Source organism: Candidatus Pelagibacter sp., assembly GCF_052049575.1.
Classification (GTDB): Bacteria; Pseudomonadota; Alphaproteobacteria; order Pelagibacterales; family Pelagibacteraceae; genus Pelagibacter.
The window spans coordinates 504,155-525,757 of the sequence record NZ_JBNGZQ010000001.1; the positions used below are offsets into that span (position 1 = coordinate 504,155).

At 30.7% G+C, this 21,603-nt stretch carries 21 protein-coding genes; 9 read left to right on the forward strand and 12 right to left on the reverse strand.

All coding sequences use genetic code 11. The features are described from left to right. The first annotated feature begins 17 nt into the window (after window positions 1-17). From ACTT9C_RS02670 to atpC, 9 genes are all read left to right on the forward strand, one after another. On the forward strand, window positions 18-2,891 hold the full coding sequence (locus ACTT9C_RS02670) for a 2-oxoglutarate dehydrogenase E1 component (RefSeq protein WP_440922962.1): 2,874 nt from the start codon (window positions 18-20) through the stop codon (window positions 2,889-2,891). A gap of 6 nt (window positions 2,892-2,897) precedes the next feature. Then, the gene (gene odhB, locus ACTT9C_RS02675) at window positions 2,898-4,223 is read left to right on the forward strand and encodes a 2-oxoglutarate dehydrogenase complex dihydrolipoyllysine-residue succinyltransferase (protein WP_440922963.1); all 1,326 of its coding nucleotides are present in this window, start codon (window positions 2,898-2,900) and stop codon (window positions 4,221-4,223) included. Between the two features lies 1 nt (window position 4,224). Next, window positions 4,225-5,625, forward strand: coding sequence for a dihydrolipoyl dehydrogenase (gene lpdA, locus ACTT9C_RS02680; RefSeq protein ID WP_440922964.1), 1,401 nt, complete (start codon window positions 4,225-4,227; stop codon window positions 5,623-5,625). Between the two features lie 22 nt (window positions 5,626-5,647). Further along, window positions 5,648-7,603, forward strand: a complete 1,956-nt coding sequence (priA, locus tag ACTT9C_RS02685) for a replication restart helicase PriA (protein WP_440922965.1) — start codon at window positions 5,648-5,650, stop codon at window positions 7,601-7,603. Window positions 7,604-7,711: 108 nt separating this feature from the next. Then, on the forward strand, window positions 7,712-8,269 hold the full coding sequence (atpH, locus tag ACTT9C_RS02690; RefSeq protein ID WP_440922966.1) for an ATP synthase F1 subunit delta: 558 nt from the start codon (window positions 7,712-7,714) through the stop codon (window positions 8,267-8,269). Continuing rightward, complete coding sequence (gene atpA / locus ACTT9C_RS02695) at window positions 8,270-9,805, forward strand: F0F1 ATP synthase subunit alpha (protein WP_440922967.1); 1,536 nt, start codon at window positions 8,270-8,272, stop codon at window positions 9,803-9,805. Window positions 9,806-9,811: 6 nt separating this feature from the next. After that, complete coding sequence (locus tag ACTT9C_RS02700; RefSeq protein WP_440922968.1) at window positions 9,812-10,684, forward strand: F0F1 ATP synthase subunit gamma; 873 nt, start codon at window positions 9,812-9,814, stop codon at window positions 10,682-10,684. 2 nt (window positions 10,685-10,686) lie between these two features. After that, window positions 10,687-12,105 (forward strand): F0F1 ATP synthase subunit beta, encoded by a 1,419-nt coding sequence (gene atpD, locus ACTT9C_RS02705; protein WP_440922969.1) that lies wholly within the window; start codon window positions 10,687-10,689, stop codon window positions 12,103-12,105. Continuing rightward, complete coding sequence (gene atpC, locus ACTT9C_RS02710; protein ID WP_440922970.1) at window positions 12,105-12,497, forward strand: ATP synthase F1 subunit epsilon; 393 nt, start codon at window positions 12,105-12,107, stop codon at window positions 12,495-12,497. Before atpD ends, atpC begins: the two co-directional genes overlap by 1 nt. Here the strand turns inward: atpC and ACTT9C_RS02715 are convergent. The 12 genes from ACTT9C_RS02715 to metX all read right to left on the reverse strand — a co-directional run bounded on the left by ACTT9C_RS02715 (window position 12,480) and on the right by metX (window position 21,519). After that, entirely contained in the window at window positions 12,480-12,965 is a 486-nt protein-coding gene (locus ACTT9C_RS02715; protein WP_440922971.1) for an RNA pyrophosphohydrolase, read from the reverse strand. The genes atpC and ACTT9C_RS02715 overlap by 18 nt on opposite strands. Then, window positions 12,966-14,105 (reverse strand): S41 family peptidase, encoded by a 1,140-nt coding sequence (locus ACTT9C_RS02720; protein ID WP_440922972.1) that lies wholly within the window; start codon window positions 14,103-14,105, stop codon window positions 12,966-12,968. Beyond that, window positions 14,102-14,452 carry a ribosome silencing factor gene (gene rsfS, locus ACTT9C_RS02725; RefSeq protein ID WP_085149447.1) on the reverse strand — a complete coding sequence of 117 codons (351 nt, stop codon included), beginning with the start codon at window positions 14,450-14,452 and terminating at the stop codon, window positions 14,102-14,104. Before rsfS ends, ACTT9C_RS02720 begins: the two co-directional genes overlap by 4 nt. A gap of 17 nt (window positions 14,453-14,469) precedes the next feature. Beyond that, window positions 14,470-15,012: a nicotinate (nicotinamide) nucleotide adenylyltransferase gene (gene nadD, locus ACTT9C_RS02730; protein ID WP_440922973.1), complete on the reverse strand. Its 543-nt coding sequence runs from the start codon at window positions 15,010-15,012 to the stop codon at window positions 14,470-14,472. Next, entirely contained in the window at window positions 14,993-16,243 is a 1,251-nt protein-coding gene (locus tag ACTT9C_RS02735; protein ID WP_440922974.1) for a glutamate-5-semialdehyde dehydrogenase, read from the reverse strand. Before ACTT9C_RS02735 ends, nadD begins: the two co-directional genes overlap by 20 nt. Then, a complete protein-coding gene (proB, locus tag ACTT9C_RS02740) occupies window positions 16,243-17,349 on the reverse strand; it encodes a glutamate 5-kinase (RefSeq protein ID WP_440922975.1) in 1,107 nt (368 codons plus the stop codon). Before proB ends, ACTT9C_RS02735 begins: the two co-directional genes overlap by 1 nt. Then, window positions 17,339-18,322, reverse strand: a complete 984-nt coding sequence (gene cgtA, locus ACTT9C_RS02745) for an Obg family GTPase CgtA (RefSeq protein ID WP_440922976.1) — start codon at window positions 18,320-18,322, stop codon at window positions 17,339-17,341. The genes proB and cgtA overlap by 11 nt, the downstream gene beginning before the upstream one ends. A gap of 27 nt (window positions 18,323-18,349) precedes the next feature. Further along, on the reverse strand, window positions 18,350-18,604 hold the full coding sequence (gene rpmA, locus ACTT9C_RS02750; RefSeq protein WP_085149425.1) for a 50S ribosomal protein L27: 255 nt from the start codon (window positions 18,602-18,604) through the stop codon (window positions 18,350-18,352). A gap of 13 nt (window positions 18,605-18,617) precedes the next feature. After that, window positions 18,618-19,016 (reverse strand): 50S ribosomal protein L21, encoded by a 399-nt coding sequence (gene rplU, locus ACTT9C_RS02755; protein ID WP_440922977.1) that lies wholly within the window; start codon window positions 19,014-19,016, stop codon window positions 18,618-18,620. 64 nt (window positions 19,017-19,080) lie between these two features. Beyond that, window positions 19,081-19,800: a hydroxyacylglutathione hydrolase gene (gene gloB / locus ACTT9C_RS02760; protein WP_440922978.1), complete on the reverse strand. Its 720-nt coding sequence runs from the start codon at window positions 19,798-19,800 to the stop codon at window positions 19,081-19,083. Between the two features lies 1 nt (window position 19,801). Then, window positions 19,802-20,398, reverse strand: coding sequence for a methionine biosynthesis protein MetW (gene metW / locus ACTT9C_RS02765; protein WP_440923118.1), 597 nt, complete (start codon window positions 20,396-20,398; stop codon window positions 19,802-19,804). A gap of 2 nt (window positions 20,399-20,400) precedes the next feature. Then, window positions 20,401-21,519 carry a homoserine O-acetyltransferase MetX gene (gene metX, locus ACTT9C_RS02770; RefSeq protein WP_440922979.1) on the reverse strand — a complete coding sequence of 373 codons (1,119 nt, stop codon included), beginning with the start codon at window positions 21,517-21,519 and terminating at the stop codon, window positions 20,401-20,403. Window positions 21,520-21,603 lie beyond the last annotated feature (84 nt).

The window sequence follows — 21,603 nt, forward strand, 5'->3', positions numbered from 1 at the left end:
TATATTAACTAATAGCGATGTCATCTTCTAAAAATCTTGAATTTGAAAAGACTGCTTTCTTAAGTAAATCCAATAGTGCTTTTATTGAAGAAATGTATCTTAAGTTTGTTAATAATGATCCATCTTTGCCTGATAGCTGGAAAATATATTTTAATCAGATTGGTGATGAGGCAGACATAATTGTAAATGAAATTAATGGTCCATCCTGGAGTCCATCAAAAAAAGTTTCAATTAAAAAATTACAAAATTTCAATAATGGTAATGAAAGTCAAGGTGAACTAGTTTCAAAACGATCTAATGCAAATTCTATAAAAGCTGTTGCCATGATTAGATCTTACAGGCAGAGAGGTCATTTGATTGCTAAATTAGATCCTCTAGGCCTTTTGAAGGCTGATTATTTAGAAGAACTACATCCCGAGTCATATGGATTTAAGAAGGGGGAATATAATGATAAAATATTTTTGGATGGGGTCATTAATAGGCAATATTCTAGTATTTCTGAAATTTTAAAATTTTTAAGAGATAAATATTGTGGATCTTTAGGTTTTGAATATATGCATATCTCAAATCCAACTGAAAGAAAATGGTTTAGAGATAGAGTTGAAAAAGCAGATGATTTTAAATTTACTCAGAATGGAAAAGAGGCTATTCTTAAAAAATTAATTCAAGCTGAAGGTTTTGAAAAATTTTTACACACAAAATACGTTGGCACAAAAAGATTTGGTTTAGATGGAGGTGAAAGTTTAATCCCTGCCCTTGAGCAAATAATTAAAATTGGTGGTCAATCAAAAGTAAAAGAAGTTAAAATAGGAATGTCCCATAGAGGAAGATTGAATGTTTTAGCCAATGTCTTACAAAAATCTTATAAAAGAATTTTTAATGAATTTGCTGGAGAGATTAGTTCAAAATCAGAGGACGACACAGGAGACGTCAAATATCATTTAGGTGCTTCATCAAACAGAGAATTTGATGGAAATCAAGTGCATGTAAGTTTAACGGATAATCCATCTCATCTTGAAGCAGTAAACCCTGTAGTTTTAGGACAAACAAGAGCTAAACAATATTTCCATAAGGATAAAGAGAGAAATAAAGTTATACCAATTTTAATTCATGGAGATGCAGCTTTTGCAGGCCAAGGTGTTGTAGCAGAATGTTTTGCAATGTCTGGTCTTCCAGGACATAATACAGGCGGAACTATCCATATTATAGTGAACAATCAAATAGGATTCACTACAAGTCCAAGATTCGCAAGATCATCACCTTACCCTTCTGATATTGCAAAAATGGTTGAAGCACCAATCATCCATGTTAATGGCGATGATCCTGAAGCAGTTGTTTATGCTGCAAGAATAGCAACTGACTTTAGATTAAAATTTAATAGAGATGTTGTTATTGACTTAATTTGTTATCGAAGATTTGGTCATAATGAGGGGGATGAACCGTCTTTTACTCAACCACTAATGTATAAAAAAATCCGTTCACACCCTTCACCCATCAAAGTTTATGGTGAAAAATTAATTAATGAAGGATCAATTACAGATGATTATTTTAGAAGATCTATAAAAGAATTTAAGGAATTACTTGATGAACAATATAAGAATGCAAAGAATTATAAGCCTAAAATTGAATGGTTTGAGGGTACATGGTCAAGATATAAACCAGCGAGAGGAAAAGATAAAAGAGGCGTAACGGGTTATGATGTTAAAAAATTAAAAAATATTTCTGAAAAGATAAATACAATACCTAAAGAAATTAACATTCATAAAACTATCGCTAAAGTCTTAGAAAATAGAAAATCAAACGTTAATAATGAGAAAAAAATTGATTGGTCTACAGCTGAAGCTTTGGCGTTTGGATCTTTGTTAGAGGAAGGGTACCCAGTAAGATTGGTCGGCCAGGACTCAGGAAGAGGTACATTTAGTCAAAGACATTCAGTATTAAGAAATCAATTAGATAATTCTCGATATGTTCCGTTAAATAAAATATCTAAAAATCAAAAGAATTTTGAAATTGTAGATAGTTTCTTATCTGAATTAGCAGTTTTAGGCTTTGAATATGGTTACAGTTTAGTTGAACCTAATACACTTACAATTTGGGAAGCTCAATTTGGTGATTTTGCTAATGGTGCTCAAGTAGTCATAGATCAATTTATTGCTTCAGGAGAAAGAAAATGGTCAAGAGCCTCAGGATTAGTTATGTTATTACCTCATGGCTACGAAGGTCAAGGTCCTGAGCATTCTTCTGCTAGATTAGAAAGATTTTTACAATTATGTTCAAATGACAATATGCAGGTAATGAATTGCACAACACCTGCAAACTACTTTCATGCATTAAGAAGACAAATGCATAGAGATTTCAGAAAACCTCTAATAATAATGACTCCCAAATCTTTACTAAGACATAAACATTGTATTTCAAGCTTAAGCGATTTTAGTAAAAAAAATACATTTCATAGAGTTTTATGGGATCACGCAATAGATCCAAAAGTAAAAGGTTTTATCAAATTGAAAAAAAAGGAAAAAATAGAAAAAGTAATTTTATGTTCAGGAAAAATTTATTTTGATTTACTTGAGGCTAGAGAAAAATTTAAAAGAGATGATCTTATATTTTATAGAATTGAGCAACTTTATCCTTTTCCAGCCAAGGCACTTGCAAAAGAGCTAAAACCTTATGCTAAAAAAGCTAAATTTTATTGGTGTCAGGAAGAGCCTAAAAATATGGGAGCTTGGTTTTCTGCTAGAGATTATATCCAATGGACATTAGATAATATAAAGGCTAATAATAAAAAGATTTCTTATATTGGAAGAAGTCCAGATGCGTCACCAGCTACTGGTTATGCAAAAAGACATATTTCACAACAACAAGAAATTATTAATAAAGTTTTTGAATAATTTAAAATGAGTGAAAAAATATTAGTTCCAGTTTTAGGTGAAAGTATTACAGAAGCCACGGTTGCAAAATGGTTAAAAAATAAGGGAGAAACAGTAGATGCAGATGAGCCTATTGTAGAATTAGAGACTGACAAAGTTAATTTGGAAGTACCGTCTCCTGTTACAGGGAAATTAGTTGAAATTAATTCTCAAGATGGATCAACTGTTAAAGTGGGTGAAATTTTAGGTTTAGTTACTGAAATTGAAGGTGAAGTTAAAAAATCGAATAAAATAGAGAAAATTCAGCCCTCGAATTTACAAAAAAAAGAGGAGATTAAAGAAAAAGATAATGTAATCAAGTTAGATCCAATTAAAGAACAAGCGGAATTAGGTATATTTGAAGAAGAGAATAATAGTAACGATTTAAAAGAGGAACCACTGGTTTTAACAGAGGAAATAAAAAACAGTCACACAGAGGAAAATTCTACTGAGGAAAGTCAAACATTATCTCCAGCTGTAAGAAAAATGGTAGATGAAAACAATATTGACGTTAAGTCGGTAAAAGGATCTGGGAAAGATGGACGAATACTAAAAGGTGATTTGATAAGTCTGATGGGAGTTAATCCTCCACCTTCAGAGAGAAAGATTAAATATGGTCAAGAAGAGCGCATTAAAATGACTAGGTTAAGGCAAACTATAGCAAAAAGATTGAAACAAGCTCAGGAGAATGCAGCGTTACTTACTACTTTTAATGAAGTGGATATGACAAATATAATTAACATGAGAAAAGAAAACCAGGAGGATTTCCAAAGTCGATATGGTATCAAGCTTGGCTTCATGTCGTTTTTTGTTAAGGCTTGTATAGTGGCTTTAAAAAATTTTCCAGCTGTTAATGCTGAAATAGATGGAGACACAATTGTTTACAAAAATTATTATAATATAAGTTTTGCAGTTGGAACAGATAAAGGTCTTGTAGTTCCAGTTTTAAAAAATGCAGACGAACTATCTTTTGCAGATATTGAAAAAAATATTAAAGAAATTTCTGAAAAAGCAAAAGATGGGAAACTTGTAATTGAAGATCTCCAAGGAGGTACTTTTACTATTAGCAATGGTGGAGTTTATGGGTCAATGCTTTCAACTCCAATTCTAAACTTACCTCAATCTGGAGTATTAGGGATGCATAATATTGTTGATAGACCTATTGTAGTGGATAGTGAAATCAAGATAAGACCAGTAATGTATTTAGCTTTATCTTATGATCATAGAATTATTGACGGCAAAGAGTCAGTATCCTTTCTTAAAATGATCAAAGAAAGCCTTGAGGACCCTAGAAGGTTATTTTTGGATATTTAGGATGTCGGAAAAATTTCAAGCAGTAGTTATAGGAGGTGGCCCAGGAGGTTATGTTTGCGCAATTAGACTTGCCCAACTGGGGTTAAAAACTGCATGTATAGAGTCCAGAGGATCTCTTGGTGGTACATGCCTGAACATTGGTTGTATCCCCTCAAAAAGTTTACTTAATTTATCTGAGGAATTTCATAAAGTTAAAGGTTTGGCAAATAAAGGTATTGAAATAGGAGAAGTAAAACTAAATCTTGATAAAATGATGAAGAGCAAGGACAAAGCAGTCACTGTTCTTACAAAAGGTGTAGAATTTCTTCTAAAAAAAAACAAAGTTACCTATTTTAAAGGCCATGGAAGTTTTAAATCAAAAAATGAAATCTTAATAAAAGATGATCAAAAAAAAGAAACAATAATTCAAACTGAAAAAACAGTTATAGCCACAGGATCTGTACCAGTATCTCTACCGGGCATCGAAATAGATGAAAAAATAATAGTTTCATCAACCGGAGCTTTAAAATTAGAAAAAGTGCCCAATAAAATGGTTGTTGTTGGTGGAGGTTATATCGGTTTAGAGATGGGATCAGTGTGGTCAAGACTTGGTGCAAAGGTAGAAGTTGTTGAGTTTTTGGATCATATAACACCTGGTATGGATAAAGAAATTTCATTTGAGTTTATGAAAATTCTTAAAAAACAAGGAATGAAGTTTAATATGCAAAATAAAGTTGAAACAATTCAAAAAAATAATTCAGGTGCAGTGGTCTCAACAATTGATAAAGATGGAAATAAAAATAATTTTGAATGTGATGTAGTTTTAATTTCAGTTGGCAGAAAGCCAAATACAGATGGTTTAAACTTAAAAAATGCCGGGGTGAGTTTAGATGAAAAAAATAGAATAAAGACTGATAAGAAATTTAAAACAAATATTGAAAATATTTATGCAATAGGTGATGTGATTGTTGGGCCCATGCTTGCACATAAGGCTGAAGATGAGGGTATAGCAGTTGCAGAAAATATTGTAGGTCAATCAGGTCATGTAAACTATGATACAATACCAGGTGTGGTGTATACCTCACCAGAGGTTGCTTCAATTGGTAAAACAGAGGAGCAATTAAAAGAATTAAATAAAAGTTATAAGGTTGGTAAATTTTCATTCATGGCCAACTCTAGAGCTAAAGCTATAGATGATGCAGAGGGTTTTGTGAAAATTCTTGCAGATGCTGAGACAGATAAAGTTTTAGGCGCACATATAATTGGCCCTCATGCTGGAGAATTAATTGCTGAAATCGGTGTTGCAATGGAATTTGGTGCAAGCGCCGAGGATATAGCAAGAACCTGCCATGCTCACCCAACTTTCTCTGAAGCTGTCAAAGAAGCTGCGTTATCAGTAGATAAAAGAGCAATACACTCTTAATTTTTTTTCATATTATAAAAATATGAAATACCCGATTCTACTACCTAATATTTTTAATCATCCTTTTACTTATGAAAGTGAAATTAATCTTAAGCTAGGTGAATTTGTTCTAGTCCCTTTTGGAAAATCTAAAATAACAGGTGTTGTGTGGGATGAATTTGAAAAAAACGACAATAAAAAATTTACAATAAAAAGTATTCAAAAAAAATTAGACGTAGCTCCACTAAAGAAAGACACAATAAATTTTTTAAATTGGTTTGCTGAGTATAATTTAATACCAAAAGGAATGGCATTAAAGCTAGTTTTATTGAGTAGTAATGCGATAGAAAAAATGGAAAAAAAAATTTATGAACCGTATAATTATAAAATAAAAAAAAATTCCTTTAAACTATCTATCAATCAAATCAAATCTTTAGAAAAAATGGGTTATTCAAATAAAAAATTTAGAGTTCATGTTTTACAAGGAACAACAGGATCGGGTAAGACCTTAGTTTATTTTGAGGCGTTAAAATCTTTAATAGAGAAGGGTTTTCAATCATTAATTCTTTTACCAGAAATAGGTTTGACCAGTCAGTTTGAGCAAAAATTTTCAGAATATTTCGGATTTAATCCAGCGATTTGGCACTCTGGTATCTCAAAAAAAAAAAAAGAAATAATTTGGAGTGGCATTTCCTGTGGTGAAATTAAAGTTGTCATTGGTGCAAGATCTTCTTTATTTTTACCGTTTGAAAAATTAGGAATAATAATTGTTGATGAGGAACATGATCAGTCTTTCAAGCAAGATGAAGGTATCACATATAATGCTCGAGACATGGCGATTTCAAGAGCATCATTTGAAAATATTCCTGTTAACTTGATCACAGCAGTTCCCTCCATAGAAACTTTTGAAAATATTAAAAAGGGAAAATATGAAGTCTCTAGACTTAGTGAAAGATACAGAAATGCAGCACTACCTAATTATGAAATCATTAATTTAAATAATACAAAACTTGAGAAGCAATCATGGTTATCAGCGAAGATAATTGAAAAAGTTAATTTTCATCTTGAAAAAAAAGATCAAATTTTGTTTTTTTTGAATAGAAGAGGTTTTTCACCTAACGCATTATGTAAAAAATGTTTTTCAAGCTTCACATGCCCAAATTGTACAATAAATTTGGTTTATCATAAGAATAAAAATAATTTGATATGTCATTATTGTGGTTTCAAATCAGAGTTAAAAAGAAATTGTAAGAAAGGTGATAATTGTGAATTTATTTTTAGCGGACCAGGTGTTGAAAGAATTTCTGAGGAAGTAAAAAGAAAGTTTCCTGGTAAAAAAATTGAAATTTTCTCAAGTGATACGATGAATAAAAAGGACTCAAAAGAAAAAATTAGAAAAATAATTAATAATGAAATTCAAATTTTAGTAGGAACTCAATTAATATCAAAAGGTTTTCATTTTCCTCACTTGAATTGTATTGTTGTTGTAGATATTGATCTTTCATCTCATGGTCATGATTTAAGAGGAGCTGAAAAGAATTTACAACTTTATCATCAGCTTTCAGGAAGAGCTGGAAGAACTGGAAATCCAGCGACAGTTTATTTTCAAACCTATGAAAATAATTCAAAAATGATCTCTGAAATAACAAATAAAAATCCAGATATCTTTTTAGAAAGAGAGTTAGAAATAAGAAAAAAAAATAAACTTCCTCCTTATCAAAGATTTATTTCTTTAATTCTCACAGGAGAAAATGAAAAAAAATTAGAAAAAGATGCTTTTAACTTTAAAAATTTTATTGAAAACAAAATTAATGGAAAAATTTTGGGCCCTGTAAATGCACCAATATTTAGAATAAAAAAAAAATTTAGGATGAGACTTTTGATAAGAGGATCAAAATCTATGAAAATGCAAAATTCTTTAGCTAAAATTATTCCAAAATATAAATTTTTTAAGGGAATAAAACTTTCAGTTGATGTTGATCCAATAAACTTCAATTAACCAATAAAAAGAGGCATTTTTGACGTATCAGTCACTTGAAGACACAAGGGTCATATGTTAATTAAAGCCTGAATTTTTAATAATCTTCAACATTATATAGGAAACAAGTTGAGCAAAGATACAGGATTTTCAATTTCTTCAGCTGAAAGGTATTCTCTCGCACTTTTTGAGCTTTCAGAAGAAAATAATTTATTAAGCCAGATAGAAGAACAATCTTTATCTGTATTAAATCTTATTAATCAAAGTAAAGATTTTTTTAATTTAATTAAAGATCCCACTACTAGCCAAGAGGATCTCTCAAAAGTGATAAATAAAATAGCTTCTAATAATAAATTTGATAATTTATTTAAAAATTTTTTAAATTTCTTAATTCAAAAGAGACGTTTCTTTTTTATAGAACGAATTCTTAAAAGTTTTATTGAAATTTGTTCCCAAAAAAGAGGTGAGATTATAGCTGAATTGAAATCAGCAAAAAAATTATCAAGTGATGAAATTAAAAAAATTACAGATGAGTTATCAGTAAATTTTAGCTCTAAAATAAAATTAAACTACAAATACGATGAAAGTTTAATAGGAGGCCTGGTAGTTCAAGTTGGAAGTACTATGGTTGATTCCTCAATTAAAAATAAATTACAGCAAATCGAAAATAGAATGATAGAGGCATAGATGGAAATAAATCCTTCAGAAGTTACAAAAATATTAAAAGAACAAATTAAAAATTTTGGTGAAAAAGCCGAAGTTGCAGAAGTAGGGCAGGTATTATCAGTTGGAGATGGTATCGCAAGAATTTATGGTTTGGATAATGTACAAGCTGGTGAAATGGTGGAATTTTCAGATGGATCAAAAGGGATGGCTCTTAACTTAGAAAGTGAAAACGTTGGTGTTGTAATTTTTGGTGATGATAGAAATGTAAAGGAGGGTGATGTAGTAAAACGTACTGGTAACATTGTTGATACTCCTGTTGGAAAGGAATTGTTAGGAAGAGTTGTAGATGGTTTAGGTAATCCTATTGATGGAAAAGGTTCATTTGATAAGAATATTAAAAAAACTAGAGTAGAAGTAAAAGCACCAGGAATTATTCCTCGTCAATCAGTCAATGAACCAATGCAAACTGGATTAAAATCAATCGATAGTTTGGTTCCAATTGGAAGAGGTCAAAGGGAATTAATTATTGGTGACAGACAAACGGGTAAAACTGCAGTTGCTGTGGATGCAATTATTAATCAAAAAAAAATAAATGAATCCGGTGATGAAAAGCAAAAATTATATTGTATTTATGTTGCAGTTGGACAAAAAAGATCAACGGTAAGACAAATTCAAAAAACTTTAGAAGAAGCAGGTGCAATGGAGTACACAACTATTGTTGCAGCTACAGCATCAGATTCTGCGCCATTACAATTTTTAGCTCCATATACAGGATGTGCCATGGGTGAGTATTTTAGAGATAATGGAATGCATGCACTTATTATCTATGACGATTTATCTAAACAGGCTGTTGCGTATAGACAAATGTCTCTATTATTGAGAAGACCTCCAGGCCGTGAGGCTTATCCGGGAGATGTATTTTATCTACATAGTAGATTACTTGAAAGAGCTGCAAAGTTAAGCGACGAGCACGGTGGTGGTTCATTAACAGCACTTCCAATTATTGAAACACAAGGAGGAGATGTTTCTGCATTTATTCCTACAAATGTAATTTCAATTACTGATGGTCAAATATTCTTAGAAACAGAATTATTTAACCAAGGTATAAGACCAGCAATTAACGTTGGATTATCAGTATCTAGAGTTGGATCATCAGCTCAAACAAAAGCTATGAAAAAAGTTTCGGGATCGATGAAACTAGAATTAGCACAATATAGAGAAATGGCAGCATTTGCTCAATTTGGATCTGATTTGGATGCATCTACACAACAACTTTTAAATAGGGGCTCAAAACTAACTGAACTTCTAAAACAAAAACAATATTCACCATTAACTGTTGCTGAGCAAGTAATATCAGTTTTCTGTGGTGTTAAAGGTTATCTCGATGATATTGATTTAAAAGATGTATCGGAGTTTGAAAGCAAAATTATTAATAAATGTAAATCAGATAAACCTGAAATAATTGAGTCAATTCAAAGCACTGGAAAACTTGATGAAGATAAAGAAAAGCTATTGGTAGAAGTAATTACTCAGCTGAAAGGAACCCTTAAATCTTAATATAATATGGCAAGTCTAGATGATCTCAAAAAAAGGATAGCGAGTGTAAAGTCTACACAAAAAATCACGAAAGCTATGAAAATGGTTGCAGCAGCAAAATTAAGAAGAGCTCAAGAAAGTGCTGAGAGAGGAAGACCTTATTCAGAAAAAATGAATAATATTATTTTAAACTTATCTAATGGCATATCTGATAAAGAAAATGCTCCAAAATTATTATCTGGGACAGGTGAAAATAAAGTTCACTTATGTGTAGTAATGACATCAGACAGAGGTCTTTGTGGTGGTTTTAATTCTAACATCATTAAAAAAGCGAAAAGTTATTTCTCAAAAATTTTAAACGAGGGTAAACAATTAAAGATTATTACTGTAGGGTCGAAAGGAAATGACCAACTAAAAAGAGTTTATGGAGATAAAATTATTGAAAATATATCTTTTAAAGAATCTAAAAATGCAAATTATTTTGATGCCGATAAAGTTGGAAGGATCATAATTGAAAAATTTGAGGCTGGTGAGTTTGATATATGTACAATTTTTTATAATCAATTTAAAAATGTAATCACTCAATTACCTCAAGCTCAACAGATTATACCCTTAAACAATGAAGAGGATCAAAATAATTCAGATGAAAGTTATGAATTTGAGCCAGATGAAGATGAAATTTTAAACAATTTACTACCAAAAAATATTTCAACACAAATATTTAAGGCAATGTTGGAGAATTCAGCTAGCGAACAAGGGTCCAGAATGAGTGCAATGGATAATGCTACCCGTAACGCAGGTGAAATGGTTGACAAACTTACTATCGAATATAATAGAAGTCGTCAGGCAGCAATTACAAAAGAACTAATAGAAATCATATCAGGAGCAGAAAGTTTATAATTATGAGCAAAGGAATAATTACACAGGTTATTGGAGCAGTAGTAGATGTTAAATTTGATGGAGAACTTCCAGAAATTTTAACAGCATTGGAATGTAAAAATGGAAACAACAGATTAGTTTTAGAAGTAGCGCAACACTTGGGTGAAACTACAGTTAGAACTATTGCAATGGATGCTACTGAAGGTTTAAAAAGAGGTGATGAGGTAATAAATACCGATGCTCCCATACAAGTTCCAGTAGGACCCGAAACTCTTGGAAGAATTATTAATGTGATTGGAGAGCCAATAGATGAAAGAGGAGATGTAAAAACTAAAGAGAGCTGGCCAATTCATAGAGGTGCTCCTGAATTCAATGATCAATCGACTGAAACTGAAATTCTTGTTACTGGTATTAAAGTAATTGATTTGCTTGCGCCTTACGCAAAAGGGGGAAAAATTGGTTTGTTCGGCGGCGCTGGTGTTGGAAAAACTGTTTTGATTATGGAATTAATCAATAACGTTGCAAAAGCACATGGTGGCTTTTCAGTTTTTGCTGGTGTAGGAGAAAGAACAAGGGAGGGAAACGATCTTTATCATGAAATGATTGAGTCTGGTGTAATCAAACAGGACGGACCAGGATCTAAAGCAGCATTAGTTTATGGACAAATGAATGAACCCCCAGGCGCTAGAGCTAGAGTGGCACTTACTGGATTGACTGTAGCAGAATATTTTAGAGATCAAGAGGGACAAGATGTACTTTTCTTTGTTGATAATATTTTTAGATTTACCCAAGCAGGCTCAGAGGTTTCAGCCCTTTTGGGTAGAATTCCATCTGCAGTTGGTTATCAACCAACATTAGCAACTGATATGGGTAATCTTCAAGAGAGAATTACTACCACTAACAAAGGATCAATTACCTCAGTACAAGCAATTTATGTACCTGCAGATGATTTAACTGACCCTGCTCCGGCTACATCTTTTGCTCATTTGGATGCAACAACAGTGCTTTCAAGACAAATAGCTGAAATTGGAATATATCCTGCTGTTGATCCGCTAGACTCAACTTCAAGAATTCTAGACCCTAGAATTGTTGGTGATGAACATTATAGAGTAGCAAGAGATGTGCAAAGAATATTACAATCTTACAAATCATTACAAGATATCATAGCCATTTTAGGTATGGATGAATTATCTGAGGAGGATAAGCTGGTTGTAGCTAGAGCAAGAAAAATTCAAAGATTTTTATCTCAGCCATTTTTTGTTGCAGAAGTTTTCACAGGATCACCAGGAAAATTGGTAGATTTAGACTCAACCATCAAAGGCTTTGATGCTATTTGTAAAGGTGAATATGATCATTTACCTGAAGCAGCGTTTTATATGGTAGGCACGATTGAAGAGGCAATTGAGAAAGCTAAAAAAATGGAACAAGAAGCTGCTGCTTAATGAGTGAAGAGTTTAAAATTGAAATTGTAAACCCGGAAAAATCCTTTTTAGTTAAAGAGGATGTTTTAGAGGTTGTTGTGCCTGCATTTGAGGGTGAAATGGGGATTTTAAAAGATCACATATCTATTATTTCTTTTTTAAAACCTGGGATAATTAAAGTATTTTCGAAATCAGGTGATGAAAATTATTATGTAGAAGATGGAATTATCGAATTTAAAAATAATAATTTATCTATCTTAACAAGCACAATATTTTCTGTGACAGATTTAGATAAATCTAAACAAGGGGATTTACTCAAAAAAGCTGAAGCGGAAGCAAGTAAATCTGAGATCAGTGATCAGGCTAAATATTTAGCTGATCAAAAAGTCGAAGTTCTAAGATCGATTAATTAATAATAACTCTAATTTTTTTTTAATTTCTTGATAAACGTGCAATTTAAAATCTACCACAACTTTTGTTAAAGATTCCAAATCAATCCATTTCCATTCAAGAAATTCAGGTTTTTTTGTTTTAATATTTATTTCACTATCCTTTCCTGTAAACTTCATTATAAACCATTTCTGTTTTTGTCCCTTATACTTACCCTTCCAAATTATACCTAATAGGTGATCTGGTAATTCATATGTTATAAAACCATCTAATTCTTTAATTAGCTCTACTTTTGTAATACTAGTCTCTTCCTTTAACTCCCTGTATGCAGCGGCAAGAAAATCCTCACCTTCATCAATACCTCCTTGTGGCATTTGCCAGAAGTTTTTTGGGTTGTCTATTCTTCTTGCAACGAAAATTTTATTTTCTTGATTAAGAACAACAATGCCTACACCACTACGTAGTGGTAGATGTTTATATTGTTCTTTCATTTATCCGTTTAAAAGTTTTAATGCGTAGCTTAGTTGATTATCGGTATCTGTCTTAATCCTAAATTCATCCGTATCTTCATCAATCTCAATATCAGGACTTACTCCAACCTCAGAAATTGATTTGCCTGACGGCAAGTAATATTTTGCAACAGTGAGCCTTATTGCTCCTTTATTCTTTAGTGGAATAATTGATTGCACTGAACCCTTTCCATAACTATTTTCACCTAAAATAATTGCTCTTTTATGATCTTGTAGTGCTCCAGCAACTATCTCTGAAGCAGATGCAGAACCGTAATTAATTAATACAACCAAAGTTTTGCCACCTATCAAGTCTCCTTTTTTGGCAAACCATTTTCTATTTTCAGAGGCTTTTCTACTTTTGGTAGATACTATTTCCCCATTATCTAAAAAAAAATCTGATATTTTTACAGCTTGTGATAACAACCCTCCAGGATTATTTCTTAAATCTAGTATATATGAATTTATATTTTCATTTTTTTCAAATTCTCTAATTTGCTCTCTTATTTGATCACCACTATTTTCATTAAAAGAAGTTAATCTAAGATAACCAATGTTATTTTTTAAAAGATCAGCTTTAACTGATTTAATTTGAATTATTTCTCTTACAATTTCAAATGTTAGAGCCTTTTTTTGTCCAATTCTTCTTACAGTTAAAATAATTGATGAACCTACAGGTCCTCTCATCAAATCTACAGCCTCACTTAGAGATTTACCCTGTACTTGAATATCATCTATTTTTATGATGTAGTCACCAGCTTTAATTCCAGCTCTAGACGCTGGAGTATCGTCAATAGGGGAAATTACTTTTACAACCCCAGACTCCATATTTACTTCTATTCCCAAGCCACCAAATTCACCACTTGTTTCAGTCTGCATCTCGTTAAAAATTTCAGGTGACATATATGCTGAGTAAGGATCTAGTGATTGAAGCAAACCATCTATTGCAGCATCCATACTTTCAGATTGATTTATTTCATCGACATATTCTTTATTAATTTTTTCTAATACTTCTCCAAATAAATCTATTTTCTTATAAACATCATTTTCAGCTGCAACAACAGGATTAAAAGTTGAAAACTTTAGTAAAAATATACTGACAATAAAAAAAATTTTCCTCATATTATAAGTTTTTCTTTTGGAATAAATTCTGACCACATTTTTTCTAGTTCATAAAATTTTCTTTTTTCTGGATGAAATATGTGGACAATTAGATCTATTCCATCCACCAGTTTCCACTCCGTGCTATCTTTTCCCTCAATTTTTGAATCTTTCATTCCATAATCTTTGAATTTTTCTAAAACTTGCTCAGAAAGTGACTGGATATGTCTAGATGACGTACCACTTGCAATAATCATGTATTCAGCCATCGAGCTTTTATCTTTAAGATCGATGCTAACAATGTCTAATGCTTTATTGATATCTAAAGTTTGAATTATGATTTTTTTTAAATCAGAAATTTTGTCCATTAATTAACTAAACCATATCAAATTTTTCTCAATTGAGAAGAAGAAATATTGACCTTTTCAAATTCAATAAATTTCAAATTTTCTCTATTTAATCTTTTATATGTAGTTGAATTTAGTGATTTTTTTTTAAAACCATGCCTATCAAATACTATTATTTTACATTTCTGTGAAATTAATTCCCATTTATACCATTTGTGAAATTTTATTAAATTATCAGCTCCCATTATAAAATAAATTTTATTTTTTTTGTTCTTTGAAATATGATTTATTAAATCAAAAGTTTTATTCGATTTAATTGTGTCTTCATAAAATTTTACCCTAATTAATTTATTTGATCCAATAATTTTTTTGCAATGCTTGATTCTATTATCCAAACTTGTATGCGTCTTTTTTTTAAAAGGATTTTTTTTTGTTATTGCCCAAATAACCATTCGCAATTCAAATCTTTTAATTGCTTCTTTTGAGATTGTTAAGTGACCTTTGTGTGCAGGATCGAAGGATCCACCTAGGATCCCTATTTTATTTCTTCTTCTAACCAATTTACTTTCTAATTTTACCATTACTTGTTACTTGATATTTGTAGGAAATTAGTTGTCCAAGTCCTACAGGGCCTCTTGGTGGAAGAACATTTGTCGAAATTCCAACCTCACCACCAAATCCAAATTCACCACCATCTGCAAATTGTGTAGATGTGTTGTGCATTGCGATTGAACTTTTAACCTCCATTAAAAATTTTTTAGCAGTTTTTTTGTTTTTAGTAATAATACAATCAGTATGCATAGTTCCATATTTATTAATATGAGAAATAGCCTCTTGTAAGTTTTTGACTGATTTTACAGAAACGGTTGCAGATAAATATTCTTTTGACCAATCTTTGATTGATGCTTTTTTGATTTTACCTACATAAATTTTTCGTATTTTATTATCACCAATAATTTGACAACCTTTTTCCTCTAATAACTTTAATATATGGGCTCCAAACTTTTTGATTATACGCTCATTTAGCAAAATTGTTTCAGTCGCTCCACAAATCGCTGTATTTCTTAGTTTTGCATTTACTATTACTTTGGTAGCAATTTTGGGATCTGCATCTTTATCTACATATGAATGACAAACACCTTCTAAGTGACCAATAGTTGGAATTTTGGAAATGTTTTGTACTTTTTTAACTAAATTTCTACCTCCTCTTGGTATGATTACATCAATAAAATTAGTCATTTTAGTGAGTAAAAAATCTACTACTTTTCTATTCTTTATATCAATGAATTGAACAAAGTTTTGATTAACTTTATTAATCTTCAAAGCTTTTCTGAATAAATTTGATAAAATTTTATTAGAATAAAAGGCCTCAGTGCCACCTTTCAAAATAACTGGATTTCCAGACTTAAAACATAATGATGCTACATCCGAGGTTACATTTGGTCTACTTTCATAAATTACACCTATTACTCCTATCGGGATTGATATTTTTGAAAATACAAGTCCATTAGGTCTTTTCCATCTTTCAATAACATTATGAACTGGATCCTTTAACTTAATTATTTTTTGGATTGAATTAATAATACCCAAGATTTTTTTTTCATTTAAAATTAGTCGATTTATTAAATTATCTCTTAGCTCTATTTTGATAGCCCGATCTACATCTTTTTTATTTTCTTTAAGAATTAAATGCTTATTTTTTCTTATCATTTTAAGATAATCACTTAAAACTTTATTTTTTTTATAAGTATCTATTGGTTGAGCAAATGCTTGTTTTGATTTTTCACCAATATTAATTAATATCTTTCTCATTAGATTTCTACCATATCGTCTTTATGTACTACCTCAGATTTTGACACGTATCCTAAAATTTTTTGTATTTCATTCGAATGACAGCCCATAATTAAATTTATTTCTTTGGATGAAAAAGAGCTAAGTCCACGAGCAAACTCTTTTTTTTTATTATCTAAAATTTTAATATGGTCTCCCTTATTAAATCTACCGACCACTTTTTTAATTCCAGCCGCTAATAAACTTTTTCCACTATGAAGAGCCTTTTTTGCCCCATCATCAATTATAAGTTCACCCTTAGGAGAAATCGAGCTGATTATCCACTTTTTTCTTGCATGCATTTTAGATATTTTAGAAATAAACCAAGTGCAGTTATCTTCACTCTGGATACGATCGATAGGATTAAGATTTAACCCATTTGCTATTACCATATTGCAACCAGCCAAATTACAAATTTTAGCAGCTTCGATTTTTGTATTCATGCCACCACTTCCTAATTCTGTCATACCTTTGATATTTATACTCTTAATAACTTTGTCTAAATCAACCACTTTCTTAATTAACTGAGCATCTTTGAATTTTTTTGGGTTTTTTGTGTATAAGCCATCTACATCCGAGAGTAATATTAAGGTATCTGCATTTGTAATTTGGGCAACTCTAGAAGCAAGTCTATCATTATCTCCATATTTAATTTCAGATGTAGCAATAGTATCATTCTCATTAACAATAGGGATGAAATCAAGATCAAATAAGTTTTCAAAGGTTCTTTTTGCATTAATTGATCTTCTTCTCTCCTCGGTATCGTCAAGGGTAAGTAAAATTTGAGAAATATCTAATTTATATTTTGAAAACGTTTCTAAAAACAAATTCATCAATTCAATTTGTCCTATAGATGCAATTGCTTGACTTTTATCTAGCTTAAGATTTTTTTTATTATAATTCATTTTTTTACATCCAAGGGCTATTGCGCCTGAAGAAACAATTATAACTTTTTGATTGTTCGATCTTAATTTTTTTATATCTTTCGCAAAGCTAGAGAGCCATTTTTTTCTTATTTTATTATCTCGATCAACTAAAAGTGAAGATCCGATTTTGACAACAATTTTTTTTGAGTTTTTAAGATACATAATTCAATAATTTTGATTTGATTTTTGATACTGAAGATTTATTGAATGTTGATACTGCAATAACTTCTGATTTAGTATTGTTTTTAAAATCTTTAATTATGTGATTAACTTCTTTTTCATCAATAAGATCTATTTTATTCAACACGATTAATTCTTTTTTTTTAGTGAGTTTGTTACTATATTTTTTAAGCTCATTTTTTACTTGTTGATAGCTTTTTTTTAAATCTTCACTTGTAATATCAATTAAATGTAAAAGAGATTTACATCTCTCAATATGTTTCAAAAACTGAATTCCAAGGCCTGTACCTTTATGAGCCCCTTCTACTAATCCTGGTATATCTGCTATAGTAATTTCTTTATTATCATAACTTGCTACTCCCAAATTTGGATTTAAAGTGGTAAATTGATAGTTTGCAATTTTAGGATTTGCATTAGTAACTGATGCTAATAAACTTGACTTACCTGCATTAGGTAATCCTATAATCCCGATATCAGCTATTGTTTTCAATTGAAGCCAAATTGTAAACTCTTCTCCTCGAGTTCCTTTTGTAAATTTCCTTGGAGCCCTATTAGTAGAACTTTTGAATCTTGTATTGCCCAATCCACCTCTACCACCAGCAGCAGCGATAAACTCCTCACTAATTTTTGTAAAGTCGTAAATTAGTGTTTTGTTGTCCTCCTCAAAAACTTGCGTCCCTAAGGGAACTTTTAAAATCAAATCTTCACCACTCTTGCCTGTTCGGTTTTGTCCTGCACCGTTCCCACCTCTCTTTGCTTTATGATGTTGTTGATATCTGAAATCAATCAATGTATTTAAATTCTGTTCAGCTTTTAAAATTACTGAACCTCCTTTTCCACCATCACCACCATCTGGACCACCATATTCTATAAATTTTTCTCTTCTGAAACTCGGAGAACCATCTCCACCGTTTCCAGCTTTAATAAAAATTTTAACTTGATCTAAAAATTTCATAATACAACAATATTTTAAGTTGTACTATTAATTGGGTTTTACTGAAACAAAAGTTCTATCTGACTTTGTTTTTTTAAAAACTACTTTACCTTTTATTACTGAAAAAATTGAGTGATCTTTACCCATTCCCACATTTTCTCCAGGAAATATTTTTGTACCTCTTTGTCTTACAATAATGTTTCCTGGTATAACAGATTGGCCACCATACTTTTTGACACCAAGTCTTCGCCCAGCACTATCACGTCCATTTCTAGAAGATCCGCCTGCTTTTTTTGTTGCCATAATTAATTACTAGTTATTTACCAGCCTCTTTTTTTATTTCTGTCTTTCTTGTTACCTTAGAAACTTTTTCAGCCTCTGAAAGAATTTTACCATCTTTCGAAAAAATTTTATTTATTCTAATCATAGAATATTCCTGTCTATGCCCATTTTTTCTTCTTGAGTTATGTCTTCTTCTTTTTTTAAAAATTAATACAGTCCTATTTTTACTATTTTTAATTAAGTCAGCTTCAACTTTTGCACCACTTACCATTGGGGCTCCAACTTCTATTTTACTGTCATCTCCATAAGCTAAAATTTCATTAAATTCTATTTTTGAATTAGCTTTGATATCTGTTAATCTTTCAACCTTCAAAATCTCTCCAGATTTGACTTTGTATTGTTTACCACCTGTTTTTATGACTGCGAACGACATATAAATACTCTAAATTTTGTTAAGGCAATATAGTCTGAGCAAGACTATAGTCAAGTTTTATAAATCAAAAATTGTCCTTTAAATCTCTTAATTTTGAAAAACTTTCGACATCTTTAGCTTTAAGAAATATATTACATTCTATTTCATCAGATAAAATTGATGGAATGGTGGGTTGGCCATTTTTTATTTTTTCTTTAATTTCTTTAATTTTACTCTTTAAATTTAAATTATCGGGATCATTTGTTTCACAAAATTTTGAATTTTGTAATGTATATTCATGGCCGCAATATATCTGAGTATCTTTTGGAAGTTCTTTTAATTTTTTTAATGAATTAAACATCTGTTCATAAGTTCCCTCAAAAATTCTACCACATCCTAAAGAAAATAAGGTATCCCCAGTAAAAATTTTTTTTTCCAAAAAAAAATGAAAGGCAATATGCCCACTTGTATGACCTGGTATGTGATAAATTTTCGCCTCAAAATTTTCGCCTTTCCATTTTTGATTATCTTTCACAAACACATCAATTTCTGGAATACGATCTTTATCTTCTTTAAATCCAACTATTTTAGAATTATATCTTTTCTTTAATTCTAAGTTGCCACCTACATGATCATAATGATGGTGAGTATTAAGAATATATTTTAACTCGATATTATTACTTTCAACATATTTTATAATTGGAGCTGCCTCACCAGGGTCAACAACACATCCAATATTTTTAGTGTCATCGATTAACAAGTAACTATAATTATCTTGTAAACACTTAATTATTTCTATTCTCATCTTATTTTTCAATTAAGAATATACCTAATTCTGCAAATAAATTTTTATAAAATAAATTAGAATTATTAATATTTGATATATTTTTATTAGTCAGAGCTAGAGATTTAAAGATTTTAAAGTTTATAATTTTTGAAAATTTAACAAAATCTTTAATAGTACACATATGAATATTTGGGGTGTTATACCAATCATTTGGTAATGATTCTGTGATTGGCATTGTTCCTTTGATAAGCAAATTTAATCTTACTTTCCAATGACCAAAATTTGGAATTGTTATGATTGCTTTTTTTCCAACTCTTAAAAGTTCTTTTATAACAATCTCAGGATTTACGAAAGCTTGCAAAGTTTGACCTAGGACAACATAATCAAAAGAATCATTTGGAAATTGTTTTAAATCCAATTCCGCGTTTCCTTCAATTACAGTAAGTCCTTTTGACACACAGGTTTGAACTTTATCCTTTGAAATCTCAATCCCTCTCACATCAACACTTTTATTTTTTTTTAATGACTCCATTAGTGCTCCATCATCGCAGCCAACATCTAAAACTCTTGTTTTTTCTTCTATTAAATCGACTATTATTTTATACTCTGTTTTCACCATTATCTTTCTAAGTAAGACTTATCTAAAAAATTTTTAAGGGTTTTTAAAAAGTCTGGAACATCTAATAAAAAAGAATCATGACCTTTGTCAGATTTTATTTCAACAAATCCAACATCAGCACCAATTGCATTAAGAGCGATAACTATATCTTTATTTTCTTGGGTCGGATAGAGCCAGTCTGAGGTAAAAGATATTATAAAAAACTTAGCCTTAGTTTTTTTAAATGCATTAGATAAATTACCATCAAATTGTTTAACTAGATCAAAATAATCCATTGCTCTTGTGATATAAAGATAACTATTAGCATCAAATCGATCTACAAAAACCGATCCTTGATATCTTAGATAACTCTCTATTTGAAAATCTGCATCAAACCCAAATTTAAGAGCATCTCTCTCTTGGAGTTTTCTTCCGAATTTTTCTTGTAAACCTTTTTTAGACAAATAAGTTATATGAGCAGCCATTCTTGCTACTGATAACCCTTTATCAGGAAGAGTATTATTAGATAAATATCTTCCGTCTGACCAATTATGATCTGATGCTATCGCTTGTCTACCCAATTCATTAAAAGCAATATTTTGTGCAGAGTGACTGGAGGTACATGCAATCGGTACAACTGTACTAGCTTTATCCGGATAATTACTTATAAATTGTAAAACTTGCATTCCTCCCATTGATCCACCAACAACTGAAAAAAGTTTTTTTATCTCAAAATGATCTAATAAATTTACTTGTGCGTTGACCATGTCATTAATAGTAATTACAGGAAAATCGGTTCCGTAAATTTTATTTGTATCAGGATTTTTATGGCTTGGACCAAATGAGCCCATACAACCACCTATTACATTTGCACAAATAACAAAATATTTATTTGTATCTATTGATTTGTTAGGGCCCACTGCGTAAGACCACCAGCCATCTTTTTTTGTGACGGGATTAATACCCGTAACAAATTGATCACCAGTAAGCGCATGAAAAACAAGGATTGCATTATCTTTGTTTTTATTAAGCGAACCATAAGTTTCATATGCGAGTGGAAAATTATTAATCGTTTTACCACAATCAAGTTTCAACGGTTTTTTAATAACAAGCGTTTTTATATTCTCTTTAATATTCATAATTATTAATGCTAATTATTGAATTGTGAGAAAAAAAACTTTTTTAGCGGTTTTTTTAAAGCGCTCGCAATTCAGGTAAATCAG